This window comes from Actibacterium sp. EMB200-NS6 (assembly GCF_001305615.1).
In the GTDB taxonomy this organism is placed as follows: Bacteria; Pseudomonadota; Alphaproteobacteria; order Rhodobacterales; family Rhodobacteraceae; genus Actibacterium_A; species Actibacterium_A naphthalenivorans.
The window spans coordinates 2,652,501-2,679,191 of sequence record NZ_CP010869.1; the positions used below are offsets into that span (position 1 = coordinate 2,652,501).

The 26,691-nt window shown below is 65.2% G+C and carries 30 protein-coding genes, 1 tRNA gene and 1 riboswitch (1 of these 32 cut by a window edge); of the genes, 13 read left to right on the forward strand and 18 right to left on the reverse strand.

Features of this window, described 5'->3' with window-relative positions; translation table 11 throughout:
• A protein-coding gene (locus tag TQ29_RS12850) for an alpha-D-glucose phosphate-specific phosphoglucomutase (protein WP_054539488.1) crosses the window boundary here: on the reverse strand, positions 1 to 288 show its 5' end (the start). Its footprint begins 1,344 nt before the window's first position; only the first 288 of its 1,632 coding nucleotides appear in the window; the start codon lies at positions 286 to 288; its stop codon lies off the left edge, out of view.
• A 55-nt stretch (positions 289 to 343) separates the two neighbouring features.
• Between TQ29_RS12850 and TQ29_RS21295 the strand changes: the two genes are divergently transcribed.
• From TQ29_RS21295 to TQ29_RS12880, 7 genes are all read left to right on the forward strand, one after another.
• A complete protein-coding gene (locus TQ29_RS21295) occupies positions 344 to 928 on the forward strand; it encodes an arylsulfotransferase family protein (protein ID WP_369817405.1) in 585 nt (194 codons plus the stop codon).
• Complete coding sequence (locus TQ29_RS12855) at positions 886 to 1,116, forward strand: hypothetical protein (protein ID WP_054539489.1); 231 nt, start codon at positions 886 to 888, stop codon at positions 1,114 to 1,116. The genes TQ29_RS21295 and TQ29_RS12855 overlap by 43 nt, the downstream gene beginning before the upstream one ends.
• 234 nt (positions 1,117 to 1,350) lie before the next feature.
• On the forward strand, positions 1,351 to 3,339 hold the full coding sequence (locus TQ29_RS12860) for an FAD-dependent oxidoreductase (RefSeq protein ID WP_054539490.1): 1,989 nt from the start codon (positions 1,351 to 1,353) through the stop codon (positions 3,337 to 3,339).
• Between the two features lie 9 nt (positions 3,340 to 3,348).
• A complete protein-coding gene (locus TQ29_RS12865) occupies positions 3,349 to 4,842 on the forward strand; it encodes a cytochrome c3 family protein (protein WP_162231828.1) in 1,494 nt (497 codons plus the stop codon).
• A 47-nt stretch (positions 4,843 to 4,889) separates the two neighbouring features.
• Positions 4,890 to 5,465, forward strand: a complete 576-nt coding sequence (locus TQ29_RS12870) for a DUF3365 domain-containing protein (protein ID WP_207642712.1) — start codon at positions 4,890 to 4,892, stop codon at positions 5,463 to 5,465.
• Positions 5,465 to 5,926, forward strand: coding sequence for a cytochrome c5 family protein (locus TQ29_RS12875; RefSeq protein ID WP_054539492.1), 462 nt, complete (start codon positions 5,465 to 5,467; stop codon positions 5,924 to 5,926). Before TQ29_RS12870 ends, TQ29_RS12875 begins: the two co-directional genes overlap by 1 nt.
• Positions 5,927 to 5,934: 8 nt before the next feature.
• Entirely contained in the window at positions 5,935 to 6,348 is a 414-nt protein-coding gene (locus TQ29_RS12880; RefSeq protein WP_037210294.1) for a globin family protein, read from the forward strand.
• Positions 6,349 to 6,458: 110 nt separating this feature from the next.
• On the opposite strand, the gene TQ29_RS12885 is transcribed toward TQ29_RS12880, so the two are convergent.
• From TQ29_RS12885 to TQ29_RS12920, 8 genes are all read right to left on the reverse strand, one after another.
• Entirely contained in the window at positions 6,459 to 6,899 is a 441-nt protein-coding gene (locus TQ29_RS12885) for a hypothetical protein (RefSeq protein WP_054539493.1), read from the reverse strand.
• A 3-nt stretch (positions 6,900 to 6,902) separates the two neighbouring features.
• A complete protein-coding gene (locus TQ29_RS12890) occupies positions 6,903 to 8,168 on the reverse strand; it encodes an agmatinase family protein (RefSeq protein WP_054539494.1) in 1,266 nt (421 codons plus the stop codon).
• The gene (locus TQ29_RS12895; RefSeq protein WP_054539495.1) at positions 8,158 to 8,919 is read right to left on the reverse strand and encodes an ABC transporter ATP-binding protein; all 762 of its coding nucleotides are present in this window, start codon (positions 8,917 to 8,919) and stop codon (positions 8,158 to 8,160) included. Before TQ29_RS12895 ends, TQ29_RS12890 begins: the two co-directional genes overlap by 11 nt.
• Positions 8,916 to 9,668, reverse strand: a complete 753-nt coding sequence (locus TQ29_RS12900) for an ABC transporter permease subunit (protein WP_328705650.1) — start codon at positions 9,666 to 9,668, stop codon at positions 8,916 to 8,918. The genes TQ29_RS12895 and TQ29_RS12900 overlap by 4 nt, the downstream gene beginning before the upstream one ends.
• A 122-nt stretch (positions 9,669 to 9,790) precedes the next feature.
• The gene (locus TQ29_RS12905) at positions 9,791 to 10,858 is read right to left on the reverse strand and encodes a putative urea ABC transporter substrate-binding protein (RefSeq protein WP_054539497.1); all 1,068 of its coding nucleotides are present in this window, start codon (positions 10,856 to 10,858) and stop codon (positions 9,791 to 9,793) included.
• 85 nt (positions 10,859 to 10,943) lie between these two features.
• Positions 10,944 to 11,050: riboswitch (guanidine-I (ykkC/yxkD leader) on the reverse strand.
• 590 nt (positions 11,051 to 11,640) lie between these two features.
• Positions 11,641 to 12,411: a CatB-related O-acetyltransferase gene (locus tag TQ29_RS12910; RefSeq protein ID WP_054539498.1), complete on the reverse strand. Its 771-nt coding sequence runs from the start codon at positions 12,409 to 12,411 to the stop codon at positions 11,641 to 11,643.
• A 288-nt stretch (positions 12,412 to 12,699) separates the two neighbouring features.
• Positions 12,700 to 12,775 (reverse strand) — tRNA-Thr (locus TQ29_RS12915).
• A 44-nt stretch (positions 12,776 to 12,819) separates the two neighbouring features.
• On the reverse strand, positions 12,820 to 14,469 hold the full coding sequence (locus TQ29_RS12920; RefSeq protein ID WP_054539499.1) for an iron ABC transporter permease: 1,650 nt from the start codon (positions 14,467 to 14,469) through the stop codon (positions 12,820 to 12,822).
• 85 nt (positions 14,470 to 14,554) lie between these two features.
• Between TQ29_RS12920 and TQ29_RS12925 the strand changes: the two genes are divergently transcribed.
• On the forward strand, positions 14,555 to 15,430 hold the full coding sequence (locus TQ29_RS12925; RefSeq protein ID WP_054539500.1) for a hypothetical protein: 876 nt from the start codon (positions 14,555 to 14,557) through the stop codon (positions 15,428 to 15,430).
• A gap of 15 nt (positions 15,431 to 15,445) precedes the next feature.
• Here the strand turns inward: TQ29_RS12925 and TQ29_RS12930 are convergent, their stop codons facing one another.
• Positions 15,446 to 15,703, reverse strand: coding sequence for a DUF2312 domain-containing protein (locus TQ29_RS12930; protein WP_037210317.1), 258 nt, complete (start codon positions 15,701 to 15,703; stop codon positions 15,446 to 15,448).
• 212 nt (positions 15,704 to 15,915) lie between these two features.
• Between TQ29_RS12930 and TQ29_RS12935 the strand changes: the two genes are divergently transcribed.
• Together TQ29_RS12935 and TQ29_RS12940 are read left to right on the forward strand one after the other, a co-directional pair.
• Positions 15,916 to 16,128 carry a DUF1127 domain-containing protein gene (locus tag TQ29_RS12935; RefSeq protein WP_157445585.1) on the forward strand — a complete coding sequence of 71 codons (213 nt, stop codon included), beginning with the start codon at positions 15,916 to 15,918 and terminating at the stop codon, positions 16,126 to 16,128.
• 82 nt (positions 16,129 to 16,210) lie between these two features.
• A complete protein-coding gene (locus TQ29_RS12940; protein ID WP_054539502.1) occupies positions 16,211 to 16,426 on the forward strand; it encodes a hypothetical protein in 216 nt (71 codons plus the stop codon).
• 6 nt (positions 16,427 to 16,432) lie between these two features.
• On the opposite strand, the gene TQ29_RS12945 is transcribed toward TQ29_RS12940, so the two are convergent.
• The 3 genes from TQ29_RS12945 to TQ29_RS12955 form a co-directional block, all read right to left on the reverse strand.
• Complete coding sequence (locus tag TQ29_RS12945) at positions 16,433 to 18,292, reverse strand: enoyl-CoA hydratase-related protein (protein ID WP_054539503.1); 1,860 nt, start codon at positions 18,290 to 18,292, stop codon at positions 16,433 to 16,435.
• A gap of 132 nt (positions 18,293 to 18,424) precedes the next feature.
• Positions 18,425 to 18,637: a hypothetical protein gene (locus tag TQ29_RS12950; RefSeq protein ID WP_054539504.1), complete on the reverse strand. Its 213-nt coding sequence runs from the start codon at positions 18,635 to 18,637 to the stop codon at positions 18,425 to 18,427.
• A 49-nt stretch (positions 18,638 to 18,686) separates the two neighbouring features.
• Positions 18,687 to 19,004, reverse strand: coding sequence for a TraR/DksA C4-type zinc finger protein (locus TQ29_RS12955; RefSeq protein ID WP_037210330.1), 318 nt, complete (start codon positions 19,002 to 19,004; stop codon positions 18,687 to 18,689).
• Positions 19,005 to 19,154: 150 nt separating this feature from the next.
• Here TQ29_RS12955 and TQ29_RS12960 point away from each other — a divergent pair, with 150 nt between their 5' ends.
• The 3 genes from TQ29_RS12960 to TQ29_RS12970 are packed head-to-tail and all read left to right on the forward strand — an operon-like array spanning position 19,155 to position 20,915.
• On the forward strand, positions 19,155 to 20,018 hold the full coding sequence (locus TQ29_RS12960) for an MBL fold metallo-hydrolase (protein ID WP_037210332.1): 864 nt from the start codon (positions 19,155 to 19,157) through the stop codon (positions 20,016 to 20,018).
• A gap of 43 nt (positions 20,019 to 20,061) precedes the next feature.
• Positions 20,062 to 20,487 (forward strand): YeeE/YedE family protein, encoded by a 426-nt coding sequence (locus tag TQ29_RS12965; RefSeq protein WP_037210339.1) that lies wholly within the window; start codon positions 20,062 to 20,064, stop codon positions 20,485 to 20,487.
• Positions 20,487 to 20,915 (forward strand): YeeE/YedE family protein, encoded by a 429-nt coding sequence (locus tag TQ29_RS12970; RefSeq protein ID WP_037210333.1) that lies wholly within the window; start codon positions 20,487 to 20,489, stop codon positions 20,913 to 20,915. Before TQ29_RS12965 ends, TQ29_RS12970 begins: the two co-directional genes overlap by 1 nt.
• Here the strand turns inward: TQ29_RS12970 and TQ29_RS12975 are convergent, their stop codons facing one another.
• The 5 genes from TQ29_RS12975 to TQ29_RS12995 all read right to left on the reverse strand — a co-directional run bounded on the left by TQ29_RS12975 (position 20,916) and on the right by TQ29_RS12995 (position 26,636).
• Complete coding sequence (locus TQ29_RS12975; RefSeq protein ID WP_162231829.1) at positions 20,916 to 21,908, reverse strand: FliM/FliN family flagellar motor switch protein; 993 nt, start codon at positions 21,906 to 21,908, stop codon at positions 20,916 to 20,918.
• A 47-nt stretch (positions 21,909 to 21,955) separates the two neighbouring features.
• Entirely contained in the window at positions 21,956 to 24,643 is a 2,688-nt protein-coding gene (locus tag TQ29_RS12980) for an ATP-binding protein (RefSeq protein WP_054540434.1), read from the reverse strand.
• On the reverse strand, positions 24,643 to 24,903 hold the full coding sequence (locus tag TQ29_RS12985) for a hypothetical protein (RefSeq protein WP_255353433.1): 261 nt from the start codon (positions 24,901 to 24,903) through the stop codon (positions 24,643 to 24,645). Before TQ29_RS12985 ends, TQ29_RS12980 begins: the two co-directional genes overlap by 1 nt.
• Positions 24,900 to 25,268 carry a response regulator transcription factor gene (locus tag TQ29_RS12990; protein WP_037210081.1) on the reverse strand — a complete coding sequence of 123 codons (369 nt, stop codon included), beginning with the start codon at positions 25,266 to 25,268 and terminating at the stop codon, positions 24,900 to 24,902. Before TQ29_RS12990 ends, TQ29_RS12985 begins: the two co-directional genes overlap by 4 nt.
• Positions 25,269 to 25,334: 66 nt before the next feature.
• Positions 25,335 to 26,636, reverse strand: coding sequence for a helix-turn-helix transcriptional regulator (locus tag TQ29_RS12995; RefSeq protein ID WP_054539506.1), 1,302 nt, complete (start codon positions 26,634 to 26,636; stop codon positions 25,335 to 25,337).
• Between the last annotated feature and the right edge of the window lie 55 nt (positions 26,637 to 26,691).

Below are 26,691 nucleotides of genomic sequence, written 5' to 3' on the forward strand. Positions count from 1 at the left end.
GGAGGCCGCCGGCGTCGACAAAAGCGCGCCCTGCCCCACGATCATCTTCGCCGCGCCGCCCGCCGCCGCCATGCGCAGGATCACCTGCGCCGCGCGATCGTTGAAATAGCGCCCGTCCCCGCCCAGAATCAGGGTCTTGCCGCTGACGCCGCCGATCCCGTTCCACACCGCCTGAATGAAGTTCTCCAGGTAATGCGGCTCCATGAACACCCGCGTCTTCTTGCGCAGGCCAGAGGTGCCGGGCTTTTGCCCTTCGATCGGCCGGGTCGCAACGGTGGTCAGCGCCATTCAGATTCTCCCAAGACTATAGATTGTACAAACGCCGCCAACGTGGCCGCCTCCTGTGACAAGGATATGCAGCGGGCCGAAAAAGGAATGCAGCGGCCCGGGCCGCCGGCAAAGTTCGTTTCTCTTAAACCAAGCACCAAATCCGAACCCTGAAAAACCGCGCCGAAACCGGACGCGCGGACGTTGTGACCCGGTTGTTGCAAGAAATCGAAGAAACTTCAATATTTTCAGCCCTGTTCCGAAGATTTCGCCAGAAATACGCCGTCGAGGCCATGCGCCGCCCGGGCGAGGGTTGCCAGGCGACGGCCCCTGTTGGCAACAGGGCGACCTGTTCGTCAGCATGCGCCATATCTCTACCGTGATGCTGTACCGCCCCTCGACAAACCGGGTTCTTTGGCTGCGCGAAGGGCCATGGTCGTCACAGCATGACGTCGACATCGTGGATGACCACACCATCGCGGCTTTCAACAACAACGTCTTTGACAAGGGATCGGGGGCACGGATTGCGGGCTCCAACAACATCATTTCCATGACTTCACCGCCGACCACACCCGAACCCTGTTCAGCGCCCTGTTCGAGGCCGAAGAGATCAAGACGATGTCGGAAGGCCTGTTCGCGCTTCTGCCCGACGGCGGCGTGATGGTCGAGGAAGAGAATTTCGGGTGCCTCCTGATCACCGACAGGGATGATAACGTGAAGGCCCGCTTCATCAACCGGGCTGAAAACGGCGAGGTCTATCGGCTGGGCGGGAGCAGAGTCATCGCCCCCTGCCCTGCGAACCGGACATCATCTCCTTGCATAATTTTTCAGGCTCATCCTGAAAAATGAGGGAATTTTCAGCATTGCCTGCGCTCAGGCCGCCTTTCATGTTCTTTCAGCGAAGTTTTCACGATTTCTTCTTCGTTCCGGCCCGGCCGACTTCTTAAGATAGCGCCGTGTACGGCAACGACGCCGAGCAATTCGGAACGACGGCGTTTCGAATACCCGCTTCAAAAAGAGCAATGGCGCTCATTCATCCGGTCATCTGGCCGGAGGATGGGCTTTTTGTATGTGGAGTAAGGCTTGGCAGAAAGTGCGCCGCAAAGCGTCCCGGACATTCCGGCAAAATCGAACGATCCGGTGATCGTCATCGGCGGCGGGCCCGTGGGGATGCGGGCGGCCAATGAGATCGCGCGGCACGGCCGCACCGTCACCGTGCTGGCCGCCGAATCCTTTCAGCCGTACAACCGCGTGAAACTGACACCGCTGCTGGCCGGCGACGTTCAGTTCGGCGAGATTGAAACTCCGAGAGCGAATGAGGGCAGCGGGCGGCTGACCTGCCGCACCGGCATTCCCGTCGTCAAGATCGACCGTGACAACCGGCGGGTACGGGGTGCCGATGGCACGCTGTGGCCCTATTCCAAACTCGTCATCGCCACCGGCTCGCACGCCTTCGTACCCGCCATCCCCGGCCATGACCTGCCCGGCGTCTATACCTTCCGCACCGCCGCGGACGCCTCGGCGCTGTTGGCGCGCAGCTTTTCGGCGCGCCGCGTCATCGTCATCGGCGGCGGGCTTCTGGGGCTGGAGGCCGCGCGCGGGATGCGCAAGCGGCAGGCGCATGTGACCGTGATCGAGCATGAGGGCCGGGTGATGCCGCGCCAGCTCGACACCGAGGCGGGCGTGCTTCTGGCCGACAAGATCAAGGCGCTCGGGGTCAGCGTCCACACCGGCGTGGCCGTGAAGCGGATCGAAGGCGCCGGCAAGGTCGAGACCGTGCATCTGGCCAGCGGCGAGGTTCTGCCCTGCGACACCGTGATCGTCTGTACCGGGGTGCGGGCCAACACCGGGCTGGCGCTGGACGCCGGCCTGCCCATCGGGCGCGGCATCGTCGTGAACGACCGGATGCAGACCGCAGATCCGGATATCTTCGCGGTGGGCGAATGCGCCGAACATGCGGGGCTTGTCTACGGGCTTGTCGGGCCGGGCTACGAACAGGCCGACACCGCCGCCGCCGTGATCGCAGGCGAGTCTGCCGCCTATGGCGGCTCTGTCCCCGCGACCAAGCTGAAGGTCATCGGCGCCGAGGTATTTTCCGCCGGGCAGATCGAACAGCTCGAGGTCGCCCCCGGCGTGCGCAGCCATGTCTGGCGGGGCGACGGGCAGTACCGCCGCATCTTCATCCGCAACGGAAAGCTGGCGGGCGCGATCGCCATCGGCGCATGGCCTCAGGCCAGCCAGGCGCAGAACGGGGTGCAGGACGGCGCGACTGTCTATCCCTGGATGCTCTACCGCTTTCGCCGCACCGGGTTGCTGTGGCCGGAAGAGGCGCTTTCGGTCACCGAGCTGCCCGCCTCGGCCACGGTTTGCAATTGCACCGGCGTCACCTGCGGTCGGCTGCGTGATAGTATGGCCGCCGGCGCGACATCCGCCGATGCGCTCAGCCTTGCCACTGGCGCCGGCAGCGTCTGCGGCACCTGCAAACCGCTTCTGGAAGAGCTGGTGAACGCCGGCGGGCCGCCCAAGCCCGTGCGCCTTTTCCGCCCGATCCTGGCGCTTTCGGCCCTCGCCGCCCTGGCCGCCCTGGTGTTGAGCGCCGCGCCGCGCGTGCCTTTTCCCGATCAGTTCACCACCGAGAGCCTGGCCCAGTGGCTGTGGCGCGACAATATCGTCAAGCAATGGACCGGCTATATCCTGCTGGGGCTGACCGTCGCCGCGCTGCTGATCGGGCTGCGCAAGCGTCTGCGCGTGATGGACAGGCTGGGCAGCTTCGATCTGTGGCGGCTGGTGCATCTGGGCATCGGCCTGCTGGCCGCCGCCGGGCTGTTTCTGCATACCGGCCTGCGCCCCGGCGCCAACCTGAACCTCGCGCTGTTCACGGCCTTCACCGCCACGGTGATCTTCGGCGCACTGTCGGGCCTGACCACGGGCGGTGATCACGCGCTGCGCGCGCGCCGCATCGGCACCGCCCGCAAACCCGCCCGCCGCCTGCCGACCTGGGTGCATATCGTGGCGGTCTGGCCGTTGCCGGTGCTGCTGCTCGTGCATGTCCTGACTGTCTATGCGTTCTGAGGGGGGATGATGACACGCAACCGCTTTCTCTGGATCCTCTGGGCGCTGGCCACGGTTCTCATCGCGGGATCGGCGCTGGCCCGGCTCTATATTGCGGGCGATCGCACCGTGCTGCTGCCCGGCCAGACGGCAGGGGCGCATCACCAGCTCGAAATCGCCTGCGAAACCTGCCACACCTCGGCGCCCTTCGCCTCTGCCGCCAAGCTGCGCAAGGACATCAACAAAACCTGCGTCACCTGCCACAAGGAAGATCTGAAAGCGGCCGATGACAGCCACCCGCTGAAGAAATTCACCAACCCGCGCATGGCCGCCTATTGGGAAAAGATTGACGGGCGGTTCTGCATCTCGTGCCATGCCGAGCATCAGCCCGAAACGACCCTGCCGATGATGCTGACCCTTCAGGGTGATTACTGCATCGCCTGCCATTCCGAAGGACAGCAGGATATCCGCAAAGACCGTGAAAGCCATGCGGAGCTGACATTCGACACCTGCGCCGGGTCGGGGTGCCACAACTATCACGACAACCGCGCGCTTTACGAAGATTTCCTGGTCAAGCACGCGGGCCAACCCTGGCTGGCCGAGACACCGGTTCACCCGGTCGAGGCGCTGGCCCGCACCCGCCCTGCCCCCGATCCGGCCGCGATCGAGGCCTATCTGGCCGGCGTCAGCGCGGCTGACGCCGCGCGCTCGGAAACCGCCGCGCATGACTGGGCCGCCTCGGCCCACGCCGGTGCCGATGTCGGCTGTGCCGGATGCCACGCCGCCGGTGCCGAAACCGACGCGCAGATCGCCGCCGCCTGGACCGACACACCGGCCGAAACCGTCTGCGCCACCTGCCACAAGGGCGAGGCGAAAACCTTTGCCCTTGGCCGCCACGGCACCCGCCGCCATCCCGAAATCGCTGAACCGCGCAGCGCGAAATCGGCCTTGAAAAAGCTGGGCTGGAAGAAACCGCCGGAAGCTTTGGTCAGCGCGCTTGACGCCTACCTCACCGATCCCGCGCCGCCCGCCGCGATGAGCGTGGCCGAGGGCCGCGTGCCACTGAAACCCGAAGCACATGGCGAGACGCTGACCTGCAGCACCTGCCACGCCCCGCACCGCCAGGATCTGGGCTTTGCCGCCGTCGGCGCCTGCGTCAGTTGCCATGATGACGACCACAGCCGCGCCTATGAGGGCAGCCCGCACCACCTGCTGTGGCAGGCCGAACTGGCCGGCGACCTGCCCCCCGGCAGCGGCGTCACCTGCGCCACCTGCCATATGCCCAAGACCAAAAGCGCGAAGGCCATCACCACCAACCACAACCAGAACGACACGCTTCGCCCGAACGAGAAGATGATCCGCCCTGTCTGCGCCGAGTGCCACGGGCTGGGTTTCGCGATTGACGCGCTGGCCGACCCGGCGCTGATCGCCAACAACTTCTCGGGCCAACCGGATCGCCACGTCGAAAGCATCGACTGGGCGGTAAACCGCGTGGAACCGCCGGAACAAGGCACCAACCAATGACCCGGCGGTCCACGCCCCTGCAACCCGAAGGAACAGGAGACTATGTTATGAACGCCAAAACGGGAAAAATCAAAGCCGCCATGCTGGGTGCGGCACTAACGCTGGGCGCCGCGCCGCAGGCGATGGCCGAAGGGATGGGCTATCAGACCGTGTCGGATCTGCTGCATCTGGTGATGAATTCCGACCGCACCGTCTATACCCGGATGATCGTCAACCGCCTTGCCAACGAGGAAGGCGTGATCAAGGCTTCGGAGCATTTCATCGACGACAAGGCGCTGGTTCTGCCCGCCCAGATGTTCCGCTTCGGCGCCGAGATGGTGGCCGAGGAAACCGATGCCTTCAGCTATTCGCTGCTGTCGCTCTGGCCGATCAACAAGCAGAACGCCCCCGCCACCCCGCTGGAGGAAGAGGGCCTGACCTTCGTCGCCGAGAACCCGGGCGAGAATTTCTATGGTGAGGAAGAGCTTGGCGGCACCACCTATTTCACCGCCGTCTATGCCGACGTGGCCGTGGCCGCCGCCTGCACCTCTTGCCACAACGACCACAAGGATTCGCCGCGCACCGATTTCGAGGGTGGGGATGTGATGGGCGGTGTGGTCATCCGCATCCCGATCGACGGCTGATGCGCGGCGCGCGCGGGTTGCACATTCTGCTGGGGCTGGCGCTTGCGCCCGCCCCGGCTGCTGCCGGGCCGGAACTGGCGGATGTGCTGTCGGACCGTGGCCTGCCGGGGTTCGTGAAGGTTGACATGCTGCCGGTTCCCGCCGAGCCGCTGCTGGTGCAGGGGCGGGCGATCTGGGGCGGGCTGTGCCAGAACTGCCACGGTGGCAACAAGGCCACCGGCGCGCCCAAGATCACCGCGACCCGCGCCTGGGCCGCCCGTATCGCCCAGGGCATGCCGGTGCTTGTCGATCACGCGATCAACGGCTTCACCGGCCCGAAATATACCGAAATGCCCGCCCGTGGCGGCAACCCCGATCTGACCGACGCCGAGGTTGCCGCGGCGGTTGCCTTCATGGTGTGGGCCAGCGGCGGGGCCGATGCGGCCCTAGCCTTCGCCGAAACACAAACCCCAACGGAATGAGAACCGACATGACCCCAGAACAAATCGAAATCGTGCAATCCACCTTCAAGAAGGTCGCGCCCATCTCCGATGCCGCGGCCGACATTTTCTATGACCGGCTGTTCCTGATCGCGCCCGACACCCGCGCCCTCTTCCCCGAGGTGATGACCGATCAGAAGAAAAAGCTGATGCAGATGATCGGCATTGCGGTGAATGGCCTGACCAACCTCGAGGCGATCGTGCCCGCCGTGCAGGATCTCGGCGCGCGCCACAACGGCTATAACGTCACCGATGCGCATTACGATTCGGTCGGGGCGGCGTTGCTGTTCGCGCTGAGCCAGGGGCTGGGCGAGGATTTCACCCCCGAGGCCGAGGCCGCTTGGGCCGAAACCTATGGCCTTCTGGCCTCGGTGATGAAAGAGGCCCAGCACGCCGCGGCCTGACCCACGGCGCGAAAGCATCCGGCCCGGTCTGCCGTCCGGGCCACCGCTCACCCCTTGCAGGCGCCTTCGCGCGAAGAGCGCCCGCAAGGGAGCGATGCACGCGGTGGCTTCTAGCGGTCCAGCCTGCCGCGCAGGAATGCGCGCAGATCGACCACGCGCTTTTCGGCCATCGACACATAGACAAAGCCCATGTTGGTACGCTCGGTGATCATCTCGCCCGGGAAGGGCAGATAGCTCAGCTCACGCGATCCGAACGAGGGCGAGGCGGTGCCGACCTGCCATTCGGTCCGCAACTCCACATCCACCAGTTTCAGCGCAGGGGTATCCCCGCCGCCGATTTCCAGCGGCACGCCGGCGATCTTCAGATAGGCCTGCTTGTCTTTCGCCGCGGTGAAGCCGTCGATGAACTGGGTGGTCAGAATCTGAAGATCCGCCGCCGCGTCGCCCGGTTCCATGTGGCTGTGCAGATGGTCGGGGTGGGCGTGGTTGTGGCCCGGCCCGTGGTGATGGGGATGCTCATGGTCGTGATGGTGCGGGTGATCAGGCGGCATCGGTCACTTCCTTTTCGCGGGGGTCGACCAGCGGCGGCCATGGGTCGCCTCGGAATAGTCGCCCATCGGCAGCGTCACCGGCTTGTCGATATGGCGCTTGTGCTTGCCCAGCGTGCCCGCCGACACCATCGAGCCCAGCACATCGACGATCACCCGCGTGCCCAGCAGCGCGGTGATGTCCGACGTGTCATAGGGCGGCGACACCTCGACCAGTTCCATTCCGCAGATGCCTTCGGCCGCGACCTTGGACGCCAGCGCCAGCGCCTCTCGCGGCAGGAAGCCGCCCGGTTCGGGCCAGCCGGTACCGGGCACGAAACCGCAATCGACGCTGTCGATGTCGAAGGACATGTAAACCATGTCCACCCCGTCCCACGCCATTTCCAGCGCCATCTCGGCGGTCTTGTCCACGCCCATCCGCTCCATATCCGACATGGTGATGATGTTGGTCTGCCGCTCGCGCGCCACCCCCACCGCCTCGCGCGGGACCTGCCAGCCGCCGATACCCACCTGCACAAGGTTCTTGGCGGGCACGTTCGGCAGGTTGGTGGCGTGGAACCACGGGGTGGTGTGCATGCGTTCGTCCAGGTCCTTTTCCTGAATATCGGCGTGGCGGTCGAAATGCACTATTCCGATCTTTTTCGACGTGCATTCCGCGATGCCGCGCACCGTGGGATAACCAATCGAATGATCGCCCCCCAGAATGATCGGCATCGACCCGCTGGAAAACACATGCGCGCAGGCGCGGCTGATCTGATCGAAGGTCTTTTCGATATTGGCGGGAATGGTGAAGATATCACCCGCGTCGCACAGGCTCATCTGTTCGCGCAGGTCGATGGCCATTTCATAGTTGTAGGGCGTGTAAAGCGCGCTGATCTTGCGGATGCCCTGCGGCCCGAAGCGGGTGCCGGCGCGATAGGTGGTGCCGCCATCGAACGGCGCGCCCAGCACGGTGGCGTCATACAGGCCGACCTCCGATACATCCTCGGCATAGGGGGCCTTCAGGAAGGTGTTGATGCCCGCGTAATGCGGCAGCTCGCCCCGCGCGAAAGTGGGGATCGACTTGTCCTCGATGCTGTCGGCGCCGGTCAGGCCCATACGCAGCGCCCATTGCTTTTCCTTCTCCCACTCGTCGCCGGGAATGTCGGCCTCGGCCTGCATCGACTTCCAGCCCTGCAGCTTCGACAGGTCCGGGTGATGAAACCGCCGCCCGCCCCGCCGGTGATCCGCCGGGTGGTGAGAGCGTGTGCGGCGCGGAACGTCAGTGAACATGGGTCTTCTCCTCAAGCATGGCGGGCGGCGGCAGGGCCACCCTTGCGTCGAAATCGTAAGTAATGGTGGCGCCGTAAGCCTCGGGGTTTTGCGGGTCCCAGCGGATCTTGTCGAAGACCAGAACCCGGTCGCCCAGCTTGAACCCCTCGGACAGATCATGGGTGACCATGAACACGGTCATGCCGGTTTCGGCCCGCATGTCACGCAGGAAATCGTGCATCTTCAGCCGGGTGCCGGGATCCAGCGCGCCGAAGGGTTCGTCAAGCAGCAGGATCTTCGGTTTCGCCGCCAGCGCCTGGGCAATCGCCAGCCGCTGTTGCATCCCGCCCGACAGCGCGGCGGGGTATTGCGCCGCCACATGGGCCAGCCCGATCCGTTCCAGCGCCAGATCCGCGCGCGCCCGCGCGTCGCGGCTGGCCTGCCCGAACAGATAGCCGGCGGCATTGGCGCCAAGCGCCTCGGCGGCCACGAGATTGTCGCGCACCGTCATGTGCGGAAACACCGAATAGCGCTGAAACACCACGCCCCGGTCGCGGTCGGGTTCACGCGCGGGCGGCGCGCCGTCGATGCGGATCTCGCCCCGCGTGGGCCGTTCCTGCGCCAGCAACAGACGCAGAAAGGTGGATTTTCCGCAGCCCGACGCACCGACGATCGAGATGAACTCGCCCTTCTCGACCGTCACCGACACGCGCTCCAGGATCGGGCGCGTGCCGTAGGACTGAAACACGTTCGACACCTCGACATAGCTCACAGCCCGCCCTCCCCGGCCCAGGGGTACAGCCGCTGCGTCAGCCGCTTGAGCAGCCAGTCGATCACGAACGCCAGCAGGGTGATCCAGATCACATAGGTCAGGATCACATCCATCGCCAGATAGCGGCGCACCAGGAAGATGCGGTAGCCCAGCCCGTTTTCGGCGGCGATCGCCTCGGCCGCGATCAGGAACAGCCAGGCCGAGCCCAGCGAAAGCCGCACCGCCTGCAACAGGCGCGGCATGATCTGTGGCAGCGCCACCCGCAGCCCGATGGCCAGCGATGTCGCGCCCAGCGTCTGCGCCTTCACGATCTGCTCGGCGGGCAATTCGGCCACCCGCTGTGAAAGATCGCGGATCAGGAACGGCGTTATGCCGATGGCGATCAGCGCCACCTTGGATACCTCGCCCAGCCCCAGCACGATGAACAGGATCGGCAGCACCGCCAGTGGCGGGATCATCGACAGAACCGACACAAAGGGCGCCAGCCCCGCGCGCACCAGCGGCAGCAGCCCGATCAGCAACCCGAAGCCAAGCCCCAGCGTGGCCGCGATGCCCACGCCAAGCGCCAGCCGCCGCAGGCTGGCGCCGGTGTCTTTCCAGAACAGGATGTCGCCCGATCGCTTGTCGGACTGGGTCAGCAACCGCTGCGCCGTTTCCACGATCTGCGTCGGCGCCGGCAACAGCTTGTCTGCCGGGTTGACCGCCCGCCGCGCCTCTGACCCGAGCGCATAGGCAATCAGCACCAGCACGAAGGGCAGGATCAGCAGAAACCCGGCCAGCGCCCGCCCCGGCCGCCGGTTGATCAGCCGCAGCGCGCCGGGCCGGGCGGGCCGGTCCGGCGCGGGGGCCAGGGGTATGGAAACCGGCGGTCTCAGAGCGCGCCGTCCGCGGCCATCTGCATGTAGGTCGTGTCGAAGCGGAACTTGACGTTGCCGGCGTCGCCGGTGGTCGATCCGTCCGGATAGGCCACACCCACGAAATCGGCCGAGGGCGCGCCCTCGCCCAGAATGCCCTTGTCGAACAGGAACTCGGTTACATTGACCATGGTTTCGGGCAGTTCGGCGCCGCTTGCAAAGGCCACCGCCGCAGCCGGATCATAGAACATCTCGGTCGAGGCAAGCTGCGCGTCATAACCCGCCAGATCGGTGCCCGAGGCGGCCGCCATCGCCTCGCGCGCGGCGATGCCCTCGGGCGTGTCGGATGACATGATCGCCATCGCCTCGTACCACGCGCCGGTCACCGCCTTGCCGAAGGCGGGGTTGGCCGCCAGGGTTTCGGTGTTGACCACCATCAGATCGATGATCTCGCCCGGAATGTCGGAACTGTCGAACAGCATGTTGGCGCCCGGCTCTTCCATGATGGCCGAGACCAGCGGGTTCCACGTGACCACCGCCTGCACGTCATCAGTGGCATAGGCGGCGATCATGTCGGCGTCGGAGGTGTTGATCACCCCGTCCAGATCGGATTCCGACAGGCCCACGCTGTCCAGCCCGCGCGCCAGCAGGTAATGCGACACCGACAGCTCGACCAGATGCACCGGCTTGCCCGCCAGATCGGCCAGCCCGCCTTCGCCCTTCAGGATCACCGCGTCATTGCCGTTGGAATAATCGCCCACGATCAGCGCCGTGGTATCGACGCCGCCGCCCGATGGGATCGACAGCGTATCCATGTTGGTCGCCGACACGCCGTCGAACGCCCCGGCGGTATATTGGTTGATCGACTCGATGTAGTCGTTGATCTGCACGATCTCGACATCGATGCCGTATTTGTCGGCCCATTTGTCCATGATGCCGCTGTCTTCGATATAGCCCCAGGGCATCCAGCCCACATAGATCGACCAGGCGAGCTTGAAGCTGTCCTTTTCCTGCGCGGACACCAAGGCGGGCGCCAGCGCAAATGCCGTGATGGCGGCTGTTCTGCTAAGTGAAAAACGTGTCATGGCAATGTCCCTTTCGCCGGAATCCATCCATGGCGCGACCGGAACACAACAAACGAGAGCACGCTTCGGCCGAACCGGTGCAGTGCTCTCCCGGGATTTTGTCCCGCCGTGTACCGACACCGTATCCGGCGCCGGCGGCATCTCTCGGACCTGCTTCGCGATGTTGCGAACGGAACCCTAGACACCCTGCACACCGCCATAATGCCCGACGCCGTGCGCCGGTAAATGCCGCAGGCGCTGCGCCCTGACGGCAGCGCGCTGATTGCGCGCTTTTTGGGCGGATTGCGGCGGAGACGCCCAATAAACCCGCCGAAGCCATGGCCGAGGGCGCGTTTTCACCATCCCGCGCCCCCGTGCCCCCGCATGCCATCGCGCGACGGCCGTTTTTCAGGACAGCCGCAGGATACACGCATAAGGCGATCCAGATTTCAGGCAAACACGCGAATTTCCGCCCTAAATTTAGGCGCTCACCTTCTCGGCCCCGACAGGGCCGGGCTTTACCTTGCCCGTCCGCGGCAGTGGCATATCCTGAAGATGCAAGCGATGTTCAGGATCCTTTGTAGCTGGCGATCTGATCTCCTCTTCCGGATCGCCTGCGTCCCGCGGCGGCACTCCTCCTCCCGGTGCCGCCGCATCGCTTTGCCGGCACTCTCTGACTATCACGATGCGCTATCAATGTCAGCGGTCAGGCAAGGAACGATGACTGCAATCAGCGGGAGCGGCCCCGCCTTTCACCCGCGAAAAGGAAGGTCGGCGCAAACACGGTAGATCGGTTCGCGAGGCTACAACCACTCATCTTTTTCGGGAATATCGACTGTGCCGCTGAGTATATCAGTGATCGGCATTCTCAAATCCGGCATTTTGCTCCATGTCTCGCTGAGTTCGGCGAACTGATCCAGGAATCTCTCGACATCGTTGAACTTCATGCTTCCGAAGTTGGATATTCTGTACTCCCACCATTTGGTGTGCAGCAGGCGCTCGATCGTCTCTTCTGGAAAGCGATATCTGATAAGGCGCGCAGGCACGCCGCCATAGACCGCATAGGGCGGCACGTCCTTTGTGACAACCGCGCTTCCGGCGATAACGGCACCATTTCCAATCTTGATTCCGCGACCAAGAACCGCGTCTCTTCCGATCCAGACGTCATTTCCGATCTCGAGCATCGGTCTTTTCAATCTTGCCGGCGAGACAGCATCCCAGTCCGGATAGCCATTCTCCCGAAGGATGTTCTTGTACCTCGGCGCATATGCAAAAACATGCGTCGTCACCCAATCCGTCGGATGGTTGTCCCCGATCAGGCGGACATTCCCCGCGATGCTGCAATATCTTCCGATGACCGCCTTGCCCAGATTGGAAGAAGAGTAGGACATGTAACCCAACGACGATGCAACAAGCGTGTCGGACATCGAAAGATGGCGTGTCAACGGCTCGACCGCTGCTCCGTCCCAGAAACGCAACCTCTTGATGCCCTGCCCCGCTCTTTGTTCGACCGGCTCGACAAGAAGCCTGGACAAACGGGATTTCTGTTTCTCGGTTAGCTCAACAACATTCACTTTATTGCCCCTTCGAAGCTTTGATTGGGGTGCCATAATAGCGGCTCGGATGCCGTCTACTTGAGGTGTCGTGAAAACAAAAGCGTTCACTGCTTTTTTTCTGAGTGATATGGATCGGGCGATCCGGCACCAAGTATCGACCCACTCCGCTCCCAAGCTCAGGCTCAAAAGGCAGAGGCTCGTTCTCGCGGGCAAAAGATGTTCGTCGGAACTCGCAATCCTCTGGCGGGCCACAGCGTGAATGCGGTAGCCCTGCTGAATGAAATCAAAGCATTGCGTGTAAAAACATGGTGCCCCCACACGGACTCGAACCGCGGACCTACTGATTACAAATCAGTTGCTCTACCAGCTGAGCTATAGGGGCGCCTTGGGGGGATTTAGCGGCCCTGAGCCCGTCGCGCAAGCCCCTCAGCGGTTGGCGCGTGCCAGCAGCAGCACCGCGATCAGCCCGACCCCGATCACCAAAAGCGCCGCGGGCGCCGCCTCGCCCAGATTTTCAAGCGAGGCCTTCTCGTAAACCCGTGTGGCCAGCGTGTTGAACCCGAAGGGGCGCAGCAACAGCGTGGCCGGCAGCTCTTTCATGCAGTCGACGAACACCAGCAGCAGCGCCGTGCCCACCGATCCCCGGATCAGCGGCAGATAAACCGACAGCAGCGTGCCACGCGCCGTCCGGCCCAGCGATCGCGCCGCCATCGGCAGGCTGGGCGTGATCCGGCCCATCGCCGAATCCGCCGCCCCCTGGGCGATGGCGAAAAACCGTACGCAATAGGCATAGACCACGGCAAAGGCCGATCCGGTCATCACCAGCCCGATGTCGATGCCGAACACGCCCTCGACCGTGTCGGCCAGAACGTGATCGGCCGCCGCCATCGGGATCAGCAGCCCCACCGCCAGCACCGCGCCCGGCGCGGCATAGCCGATGGTCGTGACCGGCAGCAGCAGCCTGGGCAGCGCGCGTTCACTCAGCCGGACGCCGTACACCAGAAACAGCGCCGCCAGCACCGTCAGGCCCGCGGACGCGCCGCCGACCCAAAGCGTATTCACCAGCGCGCGCGTCAGCCCCGGCGCGAGCCACCCGTCGGATGCCCCGATCGCATGCGACGTGATCACCCCGACCGGCAGCAGAAAGCCGAAGGCGAAGGGCAGGATGCACAGCAGCATCGCCAGCACACCCCGCAGCCCGACAAGCCGGATCTGCGCAACCGGGCGGCTGTGCCGTGACGGGTTGAAGAATTTCATCTTCCGCCGGCTGGCCTTTTCCAGCCCCATCAGCATCAGGATCACCACGAGGATCACCGTGGCGATCTGCGCCGCGCCGCCGGCGTTTCCGCCCTCCAGCCAGACGCTGAAAATGCCGGTGGTCAGCGTCTGCACCGCGAAATATTCCACCACGCCGAAATCATTCACCGTTTCCATCATCACGATGGCCGATCCGGCCGCGATCGCCGGACGCGCGAGCGGCAGCCCGACCCGCAAAAACCGCCCCCAGGCGCCGGCCCCCAGCGCGCGGGCGACCTCGTAACAGCCGCCCGATTGTTCGCGGAACGCGGCGCGGGTCAGCAGGTAGACATAAGGATAGAGCGCGGCCGACAGCACCAAAACCGCCGCCCCGCGCGACCGGATTTCGGGAAACCAGTAATCGCGCGCGCTGTGCCAGCCGAACAGCCCGCGCAGGCCGGTCTGCACCGGCCCGGCATATTCCAGAAAATCGACCAGCGCATAGGCCCCGATATAGGCCGGAATCGCCAGCGGCAGCAGCAGCAGCCACTCCAGCCAGCGCGACAGCGGAAACCGGTACATCGTGATCAGCCAGGCCGCCCCCGTTCCCACCGCGGCCGACAACAGCGCCACCGCGCCCATCAGGATGCCGGTATTCTCCAGATAGCGCGGCAGCGTGGTGTGGATCAGATGCGGCCAGACATTCTCGGCCGGGTTGAGCGCAAGCCAAAGCACCGAAACGATGGGCACCAGCACCAGAATGGAAATCAGAACCGCGCCCGCCGACCATGGATCGAAGCGAAACCGCGGGGCAGGTATCTGAGTGTTTCGCTCGACCATGCGTCCGGTCTACAGGAAAGCCATTTTACTGTCCAGATTACCTCGTATAACCATGGCAAAGAACATGTAATCGAGAAAAGAGCATATGCAGGTTGCCTATCATCTAGGGGTACAAAGCACCGATGAGGAACGGTTGCTGAAATGCCTTCTGAAGAACAAGGGCGCGCTGGCGGCCGAGGGCATCCATGTGCCCGGCCCCGGCAAATACCGGACGCTCCTGCGCGAAGCCATGGTCAGCCTGCGCGGCGCGCCGGCATCGCCGGAAATGCAGAAGTCCCTGCTTGACGCGGTGCTGGACGACAATCAGGCAGAGCGGCTGGTATTTTCCAACCAGTCCTTTATCTCGGCCCCCGCAAAGGTGCTGGAGCATGGCCGGCTCTACGCCCGCGCGGGCGAGAAAACGCAATGGTTGTCGCAGGTTCTGCCCGAGGCCGAGTACAGCTTTTTCATCGCGATCCGCAATCCGGCAACCTTCATCCCGGCTGTCTTCGGCCGGGTGGAGCAGATCGCCTTTGACGAATTCATGGGCGGGGCCGACCCGACGAGCCTGTGCTGGTCGGAGGTGATCGCCGATATCGCCGAGGCCAATCCCGGCGTACCCCTGACCGTCTGGTGCAACGAAGATACGCCGCTGATCTGGTCCGAGGTGCTGCAGGCCCTTTCGGGCCACTCACCCGAGCTGGAGATGAAGGGCAGCCTGGATTTCCCGGCCTCGATCATGACGGCCACGGGCACCACCCGGATGCAGGCCTATCTGCAAAGCCACCCGCCCGCCAACGCGGTGCAGCGCCGGCGCATTCTGGCCGCATTCCTCGATAAATTCGCCATCCCCGACGAGGTCGAGATGGAGCTCGACCTGCCCGGCTGGACCGAGGCGCTGGTCGAAGACATGACGGAACGCTACGAGGAAGACATCTTCGCCATCGAGCGGATGCCCGACGTGACCTTCATCGCGCCTTGAGGCCCCCGCGCCGGGTCACATCCCCAGCGCTTCCTTGTACATTTCCAGAACTGCTTCTTCCTCGGCGATGTCGTCACGGTCGCGTTTGCGCAGGGCGATGACCTTGCGCATCACCTTGGTGTCGTAGCCGCGGCCCTTGGCCTCTGCCATCACCTCTTTCTGCTGATCGGCGATGTCTTTCTTCTCGGCCTCCAGCCGCTCGAACCGCTCGATGAACTGGCGCAGCTCATCTGCGGTGACGCGATAGGTTGCATCGGTGACGGTATCGTTCATCTGTGGCCTCTTTCCCTGCTCGATTTCCCCTCCGATAGCCTCCGCGCCCCGCCGCCGCAAGTCCCGGCAACGCCGCTTTGGCGGCCCCCGGCCCCGCGCGTGCCGCCGCACCGCTCTTTCACTGGCGGATTCATGCCGGGCGCGGCCGGGGTTCACGCGAGTCTTACCAACATGGTTCAAACTGGGCGCGTCACCTGAACAGGAGAGTGATGATGAAAACCCTCACAGCCCCGGCGGCCCCTCGCCGCCGCCGTTTGCGCCTTCGCTTCGCACCGCTGACAGCGCTGATGCGCTGGAACGAGGCCTATCGCTGCCAACGCCAGCTCGAATCTCTGGATGACCGCATGCTCCGCGACATCGGGCTCAGCAAGGCCGAACGCGACATTTCCTTCCTGCGCCGGCACAACATCCGGCCCTATCTGTGATCGCGCGCGCCGCCGCCTCCGGCCTTGCATGAAACGCCCCGATCCGCTAGGCGCCGCACCAGAATTGCGCAAAGGAACGGACATGGACTGGTTGATCTGGCTGGGGGCGGCGGTTTCGCTTTTGGGTCTTGCGGGCCTTGTCCGCTGCATCGTGCTGGCGCTGCGGGCGCGCCGCGCGGGTCTGCCCGAAGAGGAACTGCGCGCAAGGCTGCAAAAGGTCGTGGCGCTGAACATGGGTGCGCTTCTGGTGTCGGCCCTCGGGCTGATGATGGTGATTCTGGGCATCACCCTGGGCTGACCGGCCTCAGCCGTTCAGATCCGCGAGTTTCCGGCCGTTCTTGATCAGATCGGCGAACAGCCCGGCCGGGGCCCAGAAATCGGGATCTTCTCCGGCCAGCACCTTCAGCGTCTGCATCACCGTCATCAGGCCGGTCAGATCCGCCACCATCATCGGCCCGCCGCGCCAGCGCGGAAAGCCGTAGCCGTGGATCGCCACAAGATCGACATCCGCCGGACGCCGCGCCGCGCCCGCCTGCACCAGCAAAGCGCCCACATTGGCCATCGCCGCCAGACAGCGCTGACAAATCTCTGCCTCGGAAAAATCGCGTGTCCAGGTTCCCGCGGGGCCCGACAGAACATCGCCCGGCATCAGTGTGAATCCGTAGCCGCGCAACGCCTTTTCGATCACGGCCGGCGCGGCGCCCTTGGCCATCATCTCTTCGACCGCCCAGATCATCCCGCCCCAGATCGCGCCGCCGATGCCGCCTTCTTCGGCTGGGCTGAAAACGCCGATCTTGCCCAGCCGCGCCATCAGCCGCGTGGCCGTTGCCAGCACATCGGGCGCGGCGTCCGCGCCGGTCAGCACCTCCACCAGCCTGGAGGTATGCGCCGCCCCCTGCGCCTGAAACCCCAGCGCATCGCCCGGTCGTTGCAGCCCGGTGAAATCCGGCGCCTGCCCCGGCCCCACGGCCAACGCCAAAACCGCGCCGGGGCGCATCTCTGCCTCGGCCGCCGCGGCATCGCCGGCCGGCGCCAGAATGACAAGATCGGCCTGCCCGATGGCCTCGCGCCCCGCGTCCGCCGCAAGCCGCGCGATCCGTTCGCCACGCAGCCCGTCGGCCAGCCGCCCCTTGGCGACCGCCTGGTCATAAATCTCGGCGATCTGCGCCTCGGCCGCCACCCTGTCCGCCGCGCCGGGTGTGTGCAGCGAGACCTGCAAGCCGCCATCCAGACAGCACACGGCCCAGCTCGTCATCGACGGCCCGGTTCCGATAATGGCCACACGCACGATGCCGCGCGGTTTCGCCCCTTCGGCCTCCGGCAATGTGCCGTTGTTCCGTTCGGCCATGAAAACGTGCCGCAGCGCGCGCGCGCTCGGGTCTTTCACGCAATCCTCGAACGCCGCCGCCTCGAAGGCCAGCCCGGCCTCGAACGGCAGCAGCTGCGCCGCCTCGACCGCATCGATGATACGCCCCGCCGCCGGAATAGGGTTTTGCGCCGCCTTCGAGCGGAACTGCCGGATCGTGGCCTGATACCCGGCCGCATCGGCGATCCCTGTGCGCTGATCCCGGCTTCGGCGCGGGGCGGCCCCGGCCACCTCCTGCGCGAAGGCCTGCGCCGCCGGCAGCAGATCGCCCGCCGCGACCCTGTCGATCAGGCCCAGCCGTGCGGCCTCTTCGGCGGCAACCGGGCGGCCCACCAGCATCATTTCCAGCGCGACCTTCGGCCCGACCAGCCGCGGCAGGCGCTGTGTGCCCCCCGCCCCCGGCAACAGGCCCAGCGAAATCTCGGGCAGCCCCACATGCGCGCCCGGGGCCGCGATCCGGTAATGCGCCGCCAGCGCCAGCTCATAGCCGCCGCCCAACGCGGTGCCGTTGATCGCCGCGATGACCGGCTTGGCGCACATCTCGATCCGGTCGCACAGTTCTGAAAGAGAGGGGTCTTTGGGCGCGTGTTCTAGTTCGCTGACCGACAGGCCCGCCGGAAAGGTCCGGCCCGCCGCCGTCAGAAGAATGGCCTTTACCGCAGGATCGGCGGCGGCTTTCTCGAGCGCGGCGGCTATGCCGATCCGCAGAAGGTGGCTCAGCGCGTTGACGGGCGGGTTATCCATGATGATGCGGGCGATGCCGTCCGCGTCATTTTCAAGCCTTACAAGTTGCCTCATCGCCCACACCCCTGAATCCGCACCGGCACACGGGCTTGATGCGACGGCCGGTCTCGCCGTCACACACCCGTCCTTGGCACCATTAGTATATGGGCCGATACAAATCGCAACAGGTTGATGAGCGGATCACGCTCAGACAGGCATGTTGTCATACATGTCGTCGGCGTCATCCTGTTCGAGCTGCTCTTCGAGCCGCAGAAGGTCCTTGGGCACCTCCATCCCGAGCGAGCGCATCTCGGAAATCTTCTCGCGCAGCTCTTCCTGCAGGACGTGCCGGTCGTCCGGACGCTTTTCGATTTCCTCGAGAATCAGGGCGATCCCCGCTTTAAGTTCTTCAAAGGCCATGTCTTCCTCCTGTTCAGAAAAGATTTTTGCCAAGTCAGTGTTAGCCAAGTCAGGTCGCACAACGGCTGCAAAATGGCGTCGCGGGCAGAATATCAAGCCGCTTTGCCGCGATCTCTTCGCCGCATTTTACACAAAATCCGTAACTTCCGTCTTCAATTCGCGCCAGAGCCGCGCGAATCCGATCAATTTCCGCCAGGCCAGAGCTTCCGATCCCCTCGAGCACCTCATCCTCCTCGCGCTCGACGGCCAGCTCTTCCCAGTCTTTCGATTGATGCGTGTCCAGCTCCGCCTCGATTCCGTGCAGCCGGGCGTCAAGCTCCAACAACCTGTTTTCAAGTACCTTTTTACGCGCCGCCAGATCGACCATGCGGTTTCCTCCCGTCTTTGATTTGCATGAGTGTTACAGTGTGGCGCGAGGTCTTCATTGATGCACGTCAAATGCGCATAAATGCGAGGATTGAAACATATATCTAAAATCGCATATGTTGCACAAAGCCCTTAAGGAGGAGCAACCCAGATGTCACCCGAAGTGAAAGCCTTTTTCGACGAGGCCACAAACACCGTTTCCTATGTCGTGCGCGACCCGATGTCCAAGAAGGCCGCGATCATCGACAGCGTTCTGGATTTCGACTACGCCTCCGGCCACACCGACACCCGCTCCGCCGATGCGGTGATCGCCTGGGTCAGGGAACAGGGGGTCGAGGTCGAGTGGATTCTGGAAACCCATGTTCACGCCGACCACCTGTCGGCCGCGCCCTATATCCAGGAGCGTGTCGGCGGCAAGATCGGCATCGGCGAAAAGATCACGGTGGTGCAGGATACCTTCGGCAAGGTCTTCAACGAAGGCACCAGGTTTCAGCGCGACGGCAGCCAGTTCGATCAGCTGTTCAAGGAAGGCGACAGTTTCCATATCGGCCAGCTGCGCGGTGACGTGCTGCACACACCCGGCCACACCCCCGCCTGCCTGACCTATGTGATCGGCGATGCCGCCTTTGTCGGCGATACGCTGTTCATGCCCGATTTCGGCACCGCCCGCTGCGATTTCCCCGGCGGCTCGGCCGAGACCCTGTTTGACTCGGTGCAGAAGATCCTCGCCCTGCCCGATCAGACCCGGATCTTTGTCGGCCATGACTACAAGGCGCCGGGCCGCGAGGTCTATGCGTGGGAAAGCACCGTGGGCGAGCAGAAGGCCAAGAACATCCATGTCGGCGGCGGCCATGACAAGGACGACTTCATCAAGATGCGGACAGAGCGCGACGCGACCCTGGGCATGCCCCGGCTGATCGTGCCGTCGCTGCAGGTCAACATGCGGGCCGGGCAGATGCCCGAACCCGAAGACAACGGCACCGTCTATCTGAAAGTGCCCGTCAACAAACTCTGAACCAGAACAGGGCGGACAGGCCCGAAGGAAGCGCGCGAAAATGATTGAACAGGATTGGATCTGGGGCTTTGTCGGCGGTTTGCTGATCGGCCTTGGCGGGGCGGTATATCTGCTCGTGAACGGGCGCGTCATGGGCGCCAGCGGTATTGTCGGCGGGCTGGTCGATGGGTCGGGCATGCGTACGGTGTGGGAACGGGTGGCCTTCATCGCCGGGGTCATTCTGGCCCCGATCCCGATCTACCCGATCTACCGCACGGTCGAGACGCATATCACCTCCAACGTGGCGGTGATCATCGCGGCGGGGCTGCTGGTGGGCATCGGCACGCGGCTGGCCAATGGCTGCACCTCGGGGCACGGGGTCTGCGGCATTTCGCGGCTGTCGCTGCGCGGCATCACCGCGACCGTTTTCTATATCGGCGCGGGGGGCATCACGATGGTGCTGTTCCGCCATGTTCTGGGGGTGATCTGATGCGCAACCTGTTTGCATTCATCTCGGGCGCGCTGTTCGGCGCCGGCCTGTTCATCTCGGGCATGACCGACACCGCCAAGGTGCAGGGCTGGCTCGACGTGTTCGGCGACTGGGACCCCACGCTGGCCTTCGTGATGGGCGGGGGCATCCTGCCCATGGCCGTGGCCTGGCTGCTGACCAAAGGCCGCCGCCCGGCCCTGGGCGGAGAGTTCCCGACGCCGCCCGCCCCGAAGATCGGCCGCAACCTCGTGGTCGGCTCGGTGCTGTTCGGCATGGGCTGGGGCCTGGCCGGGCTCTGCCCCGGCCCGTCTCTGGCCTCGCTCAGCTATGGCGGCTTCGGCCACTGGCTGTTCGTGGTGGCGATGCTGGCGGGCATGATGGCCGCGGTGCCGCTGCGCGCCCGGCTGGCCGAACCAGCCGAAGCCTGATCAGCCCGGCGCGGCCGTCCCGGCCGCCGGTCTTTCCAATGAAAGCTCAGGCGCGTCCGGTTTGCCCCCGGTCGCGCCTTTTTCGGGCGCGCCGCTCACGGCCGGAAGGCGAAGCGCCCGGTCGCCGCGCAACTGCCCCAGCTTGCCTTCCCCGATCAGTGCCCCGCCCGCATCCTCCAGCCGCACATGATCGACGCTCGCGCGGGGCAGCGCCAGAACCTCGCCCACTTTCAGCCCCATCACGCGTGACAGCGGCAATCGCAGCCGTGCAAACACCGCCTCAAGCGTGACCTCGGCGCCCAGCACCCCGTCCTGCAGCGCCGACGACCAGGCGCGCGCCTCCGGCGATGCGCCCGCAGGCTCTGCCACCGCCGGTGCAGGGATTTCCGGCAGGGCCAGAAACACCGTTCCCTCGGCTGCACCACCCGCCAGGCGCAGCGTCAGACGGAACCCGTGAAACCGCCCTTCGGGCAGCGAAAACCGGATCAGCCGCTTGTCCGGCAAGCTGCCCCGATACCGGAACCCCACGGCCCAGCGCAGCGCCGCCTGCCCGTCAAGCGAGGCGCCCAGCACCGCCAGCGTCCGGTCGATCAGGCCACGCGCGATTTCCGCGTCGATCCGTGTCGGCGGGCGGGGCGGGGTGGCCTGCGCCGGCACCCGGCCCGTCATTCGCTGCGCCACCACCGCGCCCAGCACCGGCGCCGACAGCACCAGCATGCCCGTTGCGCCCTCTGCCCCTTCCAGCAGGGCCAGCAGGGCGTGCTCCCCCGCCTCGGCCTCGATCTCCGACAGTTCGGGGCTGCATTCCGTCACACCCGCCACCGACAGATCGAGCCCCAGTTCCTGCTCCGCGGCGCGGGCCAGGGCCAGCTCCACCGCGCGCGACGGGAACATCGCCGGGCGCGCCGCGGCCACGGGCGCGCGCACCGCCGCCATGCGCTTGAGTACCGATTGCGGGCTGTCGTCGAACATCACATGCCTTGCAAATGCCACATGCCGCGATCATGCCCCGACGCAGGTTCACAAATGGTTACCGCCGGTCAGGCGGCTTGCGCTTCTGTCATTGGCAGGCGCACCCGGAAGGCCGCGCCGCCCTGCCCCGGCAGATAGGCGATGTCGCCGCCCAGATTCTGCATGATCTCCTTGCAGATCGCCAGGCCCAGCCCGGCCCCGCCCGCCGCGTTCCGGTCACTCAGCCGCGAGAATTTCTCGAAAATGATGCTCTGGCTCTTTTTGGGAATGCCGCTGCCATTGTCGATGAAATCGACCACGATACCCTGCCCCGTCCGCCGCGCCCGGATGCGCAGCTCCGGTTCAGCCGCGTTACAGTATTTCTGCGCATTGGCGATGATGTTGATGAACACCTGGCTCAGCCGGTCGGTATCGGTGAGCAGCGCCAGATCCTCGGCCGCGCGGGCGCGGTTGATCTTCAGCCGTCCGGCGCCGTCCAGCGATCCGGTCGCGGCCACCGCCCGGTCGATCAGATCGCGCAGGTTGCCCGGCTGCCGGTTCAGGCTGACCTGACCGTTTTCCAGAACCGACAGATCCAGCAGATCATCCAGAAGCCGGGTCAGGCGGATCGCCTCTTCGTGGATGATCGAGGAATACCGGCTGAACTCGGCCTCCGACAGCGTGCGCCCGTCCATCAGAATCTCGGAAAATGCCCGGATCGAGGTCATCGGCGTACGCAACTCGTGGCTGATCTGGCTGAGAAAGGCGTCCTTCTGAACCGACAGCTCGGTCAGTTTTTCATTGGCCTCGCGCAGCTGCCGCGCGGTACGGCTCAGCTCTTCGGATTTGGCCTCGAGCTGGCTGGAATATTCCATCATCTGCGCGGTCTCGTCGGCGACCGCCATCAGATCCTCGACCGACACAGACGAGCGCCCGACGATCTGTCCCACCATCGCATGTGAGGTCGCCGCCCCGACCGACCCCGCCAGCTCTCGCTCCAGCCGTTCCAGAAAGGCGGGGGTGGTGTCGGGCAGATAGCCGACCTTGCCCTGGGCCACGGCCTCTCGCTGAAACAGGCCCTGGGCCTTTTCGGGGCCAAGAATGCGCTGCGACATCATCAGCAGATCCTCAGCTTCGGCCGCGCCATGCACCCAGCCATGCGCGCCCGAGGAATGCTCGAACACATTGACGAACTGCGCCCCCTGCAACCGCTCCAGCGGTGACGGAAAGCCCGACAGCGACACGGCGAAGAAGAAGAAGGTATTCAGCAGCAAAGACCAGAACATCGCATGGATCAGCGGGTCCATCCCGGCAAAACCGAACAACCCCTGCGGCCGCAGCCAGTCGATGCCCCACGGCCCGTCGGCCAGCAGTGCCGCGCTCATCACCCCGCCGGCGCCGAAGCTGGGCAGAAACAGCGCATAGGCCCAGATGGCAAAGCCGGTGACAAGGCCCGCCACCGCCCCCCGCTTGGTCGCCCCGCGCCAGAAGATGCCGCCCAGCAGCGCCGGCAGAACCTGCGCCACCCCCGCGAAGGAGATCAGGCCGATCGCGGCCAGCGCCTCGGACCCGCCGGTCAGGCGGTAGTAGAGGTAGCCCAGCACCAGCACCCCGCCGATCGACACCCGCCGCGCCCCCAGCACAACCCGGCGCACATCGCCCGACACGGTGGCGCCCGCGCTCTGCCAGCTCAGCCACAGCGGCATGACGATATGGTTCGACACCATCGTCGACAGCGCGATCGCCGCCACGATCACCATCGAGGTCGCCGAAGAGAACCCGCCCAGAAAAGCCAGCGTCGCCAACCCTTCCTGGCCGAGGCTCAGCGGCACGGTCAGCACGAACAGATCCGGGTTCGCCCCCGCCGGCTGGCTGGCCAGCCCCACCACCGCGATCGGCACCACGAACAGGCTCATCAGGAACAGATAGAGCGGAAACGCCCAGGAGGCGGTGGCCAGGTGGCGCTCATCGGCGTTTTCCACCACCAGAACCTGAAACATGCGGGGCAGCGTCAGCACCGCGGCGGCCGACAGAAAGGTCAGCCCGGCCCAGCGCCCGCCGGCGAAACGGGTCTGCGCGAGGGGCGAGGATGCGATCCTGTCCATCATCCCCTCGACGCCGCCGGCAACGCCCCAGACCACGAAAATGCCCACCGCCAGCAGCGCCACGAGCTTCACCACCGCCTCGACCGCGATGGCGGTGACAACACCGTGATGCTGCTCGTTCGCGTCCAGATTGCGGGTGCCGAACAGCACGGTGAACAGCGCCAGCCCCGCCGCCACCCAAAGCGAGGTCGCGTTCAGATCCATCGGCGCCCAGCCCAGCGTGTCGGATTCAGCAAAGACCGAGAAAGACAGCGTAACCGATTGAAGTTGCAGCGCGATATAGGGTGTCGTGCCAACCACCGCCAGCAGCGTGACAATCACCCCCAGCGTGTTCGACTTGCCATAGCGCGACGAAATCAGATCCGCGACAGAGGTGATGCGCTGGGTCTTGCCGATCCGCACCAGCTTGCGCAGCGCCCACCACCACCCGACCAGCACCAGCGTCGGGCCCAGATAGATCGTCAGAAATTCCAGCCCCGAGCGCGCCGCATAGCCGACCGCACCGTAAAACGTCCAGGCCGTGCAATAGACCGACAGCGACAGCGTATAGACCAGCGGAGAGCGCAGCCAGCTCGACCGGCCGTTCGCGGCGCGGCGCTCTGCCACGAAGGCCACCAGAAACAGCCCCGCCACATAGACCACACAGACCGCGACAAGAATGTTGAACGGGATCACGGACGCTCCTCCGGCGCGCCGCCGGTCGCCCGGCGCAGGCGCCGCGACAATATGGCCGCGATCACGATCAGCACGAACCAGACGCTGAACAGATAGACCAGATAGCCGGCCGTCGGCCCGTTGCCGTCAGGCTGCCGCACCAGCGGCACCATGAACAGCAGGAACCCCAGAACCGGCAACAGTCGTGAGGCATCCATGATCCGGCGGCTGCGATAGCCCCGCCGCTCCAGAAACAGGGGCCGCGCCGGCGCCTTCACGGGCCCGCCAGATCCCGCACGGTGGCAAGAACCTCGTTGTTCGAAAACGGCTTGGTCATGAACCGGCTGGCCCCCAGGCTCTCGGCCATCTCCCTGTCCTTGCTCTGGCCCTTGGCCGTCAGCACAAGCACCGGAAGCGCGGCGGTTTCCTTGCCCGCGCGGATATCGCGCAAAATGTCGAACCCGCTGCGCTCTGGCAGCATCACATCCAGAATAACCACATCCGGCCGCAGATCGACCACCCTGTCATAGGCGCCCCTTCCATCCGAATGGGTCTGCACGTTCCAGCCATCGCGCGACAGCACGAAGCGGATCGCCTCTATTATATTCGGCTCATCCTCGATGAGCAGGACATCGCGGCCCATTATTCCCCCCCCGCTTTGTCGGTTGTTGTTATTATCGCGCAACTATTGCCAAGAACCCCGCCCCTGTCAAAACCCATCCGCCAAAATCGACGGCTCGCGCCGGGCGGCGCAGTCGCGGCGCGGGCAGACGCGGCAGCTCGTGCCGATCGGCGTTGCCTCGGCATCTTCAGCGCCGCGCGGCGCCGGCAGGATCAGCATCGCCGCCTCGACGACCTGCGGCCCGGAAAAGCCCTGCATGCCAACGGGCTGGCACAGCGCGTAGGTCAGGAACCGCTGCGGCGGGCGGCTCGCCTGCTCGACCACCAGGCGCACCCGGTCCATCGGATGGGTCAGCGCCCGGTAGAGCGGCCACAGCGGGCAGGCCGCCCCGAACCGGGGCAGCGCGAACCCGGCCAGCGGCTTGCGGAAGGTCAACGTGCCCGACCCGTCACACAGCACCAGCCCCGCCGGCGTGCCCATCCGCGCCTCCGGCAAGCTGGCCAGCCGACGGAACACCATCAGCGGATCAACACCGAACCGATGCGCCAGATGCCCCGGCTCCGGCCCGGTCTCCGACACCGCCGCCGCAAACGCCTCCAGCGGCAGGCTGGCCGCATCGTGCGCATAGCGCTCCAGAAACCGCCGCGCCAGTTCGCGCGCGGGCGCCGAAGACAGCTCTGCGCCGCTGGCGATCAGGGCGCCGATATCCGCGTGCCCGGCCTCCAGTTCCGGAAAATGATAGCCGCGCGCCTTCAGAAACGCCTCGACCTCTTCCTGCGGTGTGCCCTGCCTGTCGGGCGCGTCGGTGCTGTCGTCGAGATAGGTCACAAGCGCCTTGGTGCCCTCGGCCAGGCGGCGGCTGTCGTCATGAATGTTGCGGTGAAAGCGCGCCTGCCACCCCGGATCGATATCCTTGGTCTCTGCCAGAATCGCAGCGGTGGCGCGGATCGCCGTGACCACCGAAAGCACCTCGTGCAACGAGGCCGACAGCGACGGGTCATGCGCCATCCGGTCGCTCAGCAGCTCCACCGTGCGCTCCAGCTCGGCCAGGCGGCGACCCTGATCGACGACCAACTGCGCCCAGCCCGGAAACCGCCCGGCGAATTCCTCGATCCGGGGCAGATCGGCCGAAGCCGCCTCATGCCCCGCGGCCGCCTCGCGCAGCCCCTGCAAAAGCGCCACCTCGGCCCCTTCGGCCAGCGCCGACGCCTCGACATCCAGCCGCCGCGCGATATCCACCAGAAGTTTTCCGCCGATTCTGCGCCGGTTATGCTCGATCAGATTGAGATATGAGGGCGAAATTCCCACTGCCGCCGCCAGCTCCGCCTGGCGCAGCCCCGCCATCATGCGGCGTTCGCGAATTCTGGTTCCGGTCAGACCGCCGCGCATGGCTGGAAAATCTCCGTTTGTTACAAGGGCTTTCTGCGGGTGCGTGAGAATTTAT

Coding starts and splice junctions, on each gene's coding strand:
- TQ29_RS12855 (WP_054539489.1), top strand. CDS start 886: ATGTCGGAAGGCCTGTTCGCGCTTCTGCCCGACGGCGGCGTGATGGTC.
- TQ29_RS12865 (WP_162231828.1), top strand. CDS start 3,349: ATGACACGCAACCGCTTTCTCTGGATCCTCTGGGCGCTGGCCACGGTT.
- TQ29_RS12870 (WP_207642712.1), top strand. CDS start 4,890: ATGAACGCCAAAACGGGAAAAATCAAAGCCGCCATGCTGGGTGCGGCA.
- TQ29_RS12875 (WP_054539492.1), top strand. CDS start 5,465: ATGCGCGGCGCGCGCGGGTTGCACATTCTGCTGGGGCTGGCGCTTGCG.
- TQ29_RS12880 (WP_037210294.1), top strand. CDS start 5,935: ATGACCCCAGAACAAATCGAAATCGTGCAATCCACCTTCAAGAAGGTC.
- TQ29_RS12885 (WP_054539493.1), bottom strand. CDS start 6,899: ATGCCGCCTGATCACCCGCACCATCACGACCATGAGCATCCCCATCAC.
- TQ29_RS12890 (WP_054539494.1), bottom strand. CDS start 8,168: ATGTTCACTGACGTTCCGCGCCGCACACGCTCTCACCACCCGGCGGAT.
- TQ29_RS12905 (WP_054539497.1), bottom strand. CDS start 10,858: ATGACACGTTTTTCACTTAGCAGAACAGCCGCCATCACGGCATTTGCG.
- TQ29_RS12920 (WP_054539499.1), bottom strand. CDS start 14,469: ATGGTCGAGCGAAACACTCAGATACCTGCCCCGCGGTTTCGCTTCGAT.
- TQ29_RS12925 (WP_054539500.1), top strand. CDS start 14,555: ATGCAGGTTGCCTATCATCTAGGGGTACAAAGCACCGATGAGGAACGG.
- TQ29_RS12930 (WP_037210317.1), bottom strand. CDS start 15,703: ATGAACGATACCGTCACCGATGCAACCTATCGCGTCACCGCAGATGAG.
- TQ29_RS12935 (WP_157445585.1), top strand. CDS start 15,916: ATGAAAACCCTCACAGCCCCGGCGGCCCCTCGCCGCCGCCGTTTGCGC.
- TQ29_RS12940 (WP_054539502.1), top strand. CDS start 16,211: ATGGACTGGTTGATCTGGCTGGGGGCGGCGGTTTCGCTTTTGGGTCTT.
- TQ29_RS12945 (WP_054539503.1), bottom strand. CDS start 18,292: ATGAGGCAACTTGTAAGGCTTGAAAATGACGCGGACGGCATCGCCCGC.
- TQ29_RS12950 (WP_054539504.1), bottom strand. CDS start 18,637: ATGGCCTTTGAAGAACTTAAAGCGGGGATCGCCCTGATTCTCGAGGAA.
- TQ29_RS12955 (WP_037210330.1), bottom strand. CDS start 19,004: ATGGTCGATCTGGCGGCGCGTAAAAAGGTACTTGAAAACAGGTTGTTG.
- TQ29_RS12960 (WP_037210332.1), top strand. CDS start 19,155: ATGTCACCCGAAGTGAAAGCCTTTTTCGACGAGGCCACAAACACCGTT.
- TQ29_RS12970 (WP_037210333.1), top strand. CDS start 20,487: ATGCGCAACCTGTTTGCATTCATCTCGGGCGCGCTGTTCGGCGCCGGC.
- TQ29_RS12990 (WP_037210081.1), bottom strand. CDS start 25,268: ATGGGCCGCGATGTCCTGCTCATCGAGGATGAGCCGAATATAATAGAG.
- TQ29_RS12995 (WP_054539506.1), bottom strand. CDS start 26,636: ATGCGCGGCGGTCTGACCGGAACCAGAATTCGCGAACGCCGCATGATG.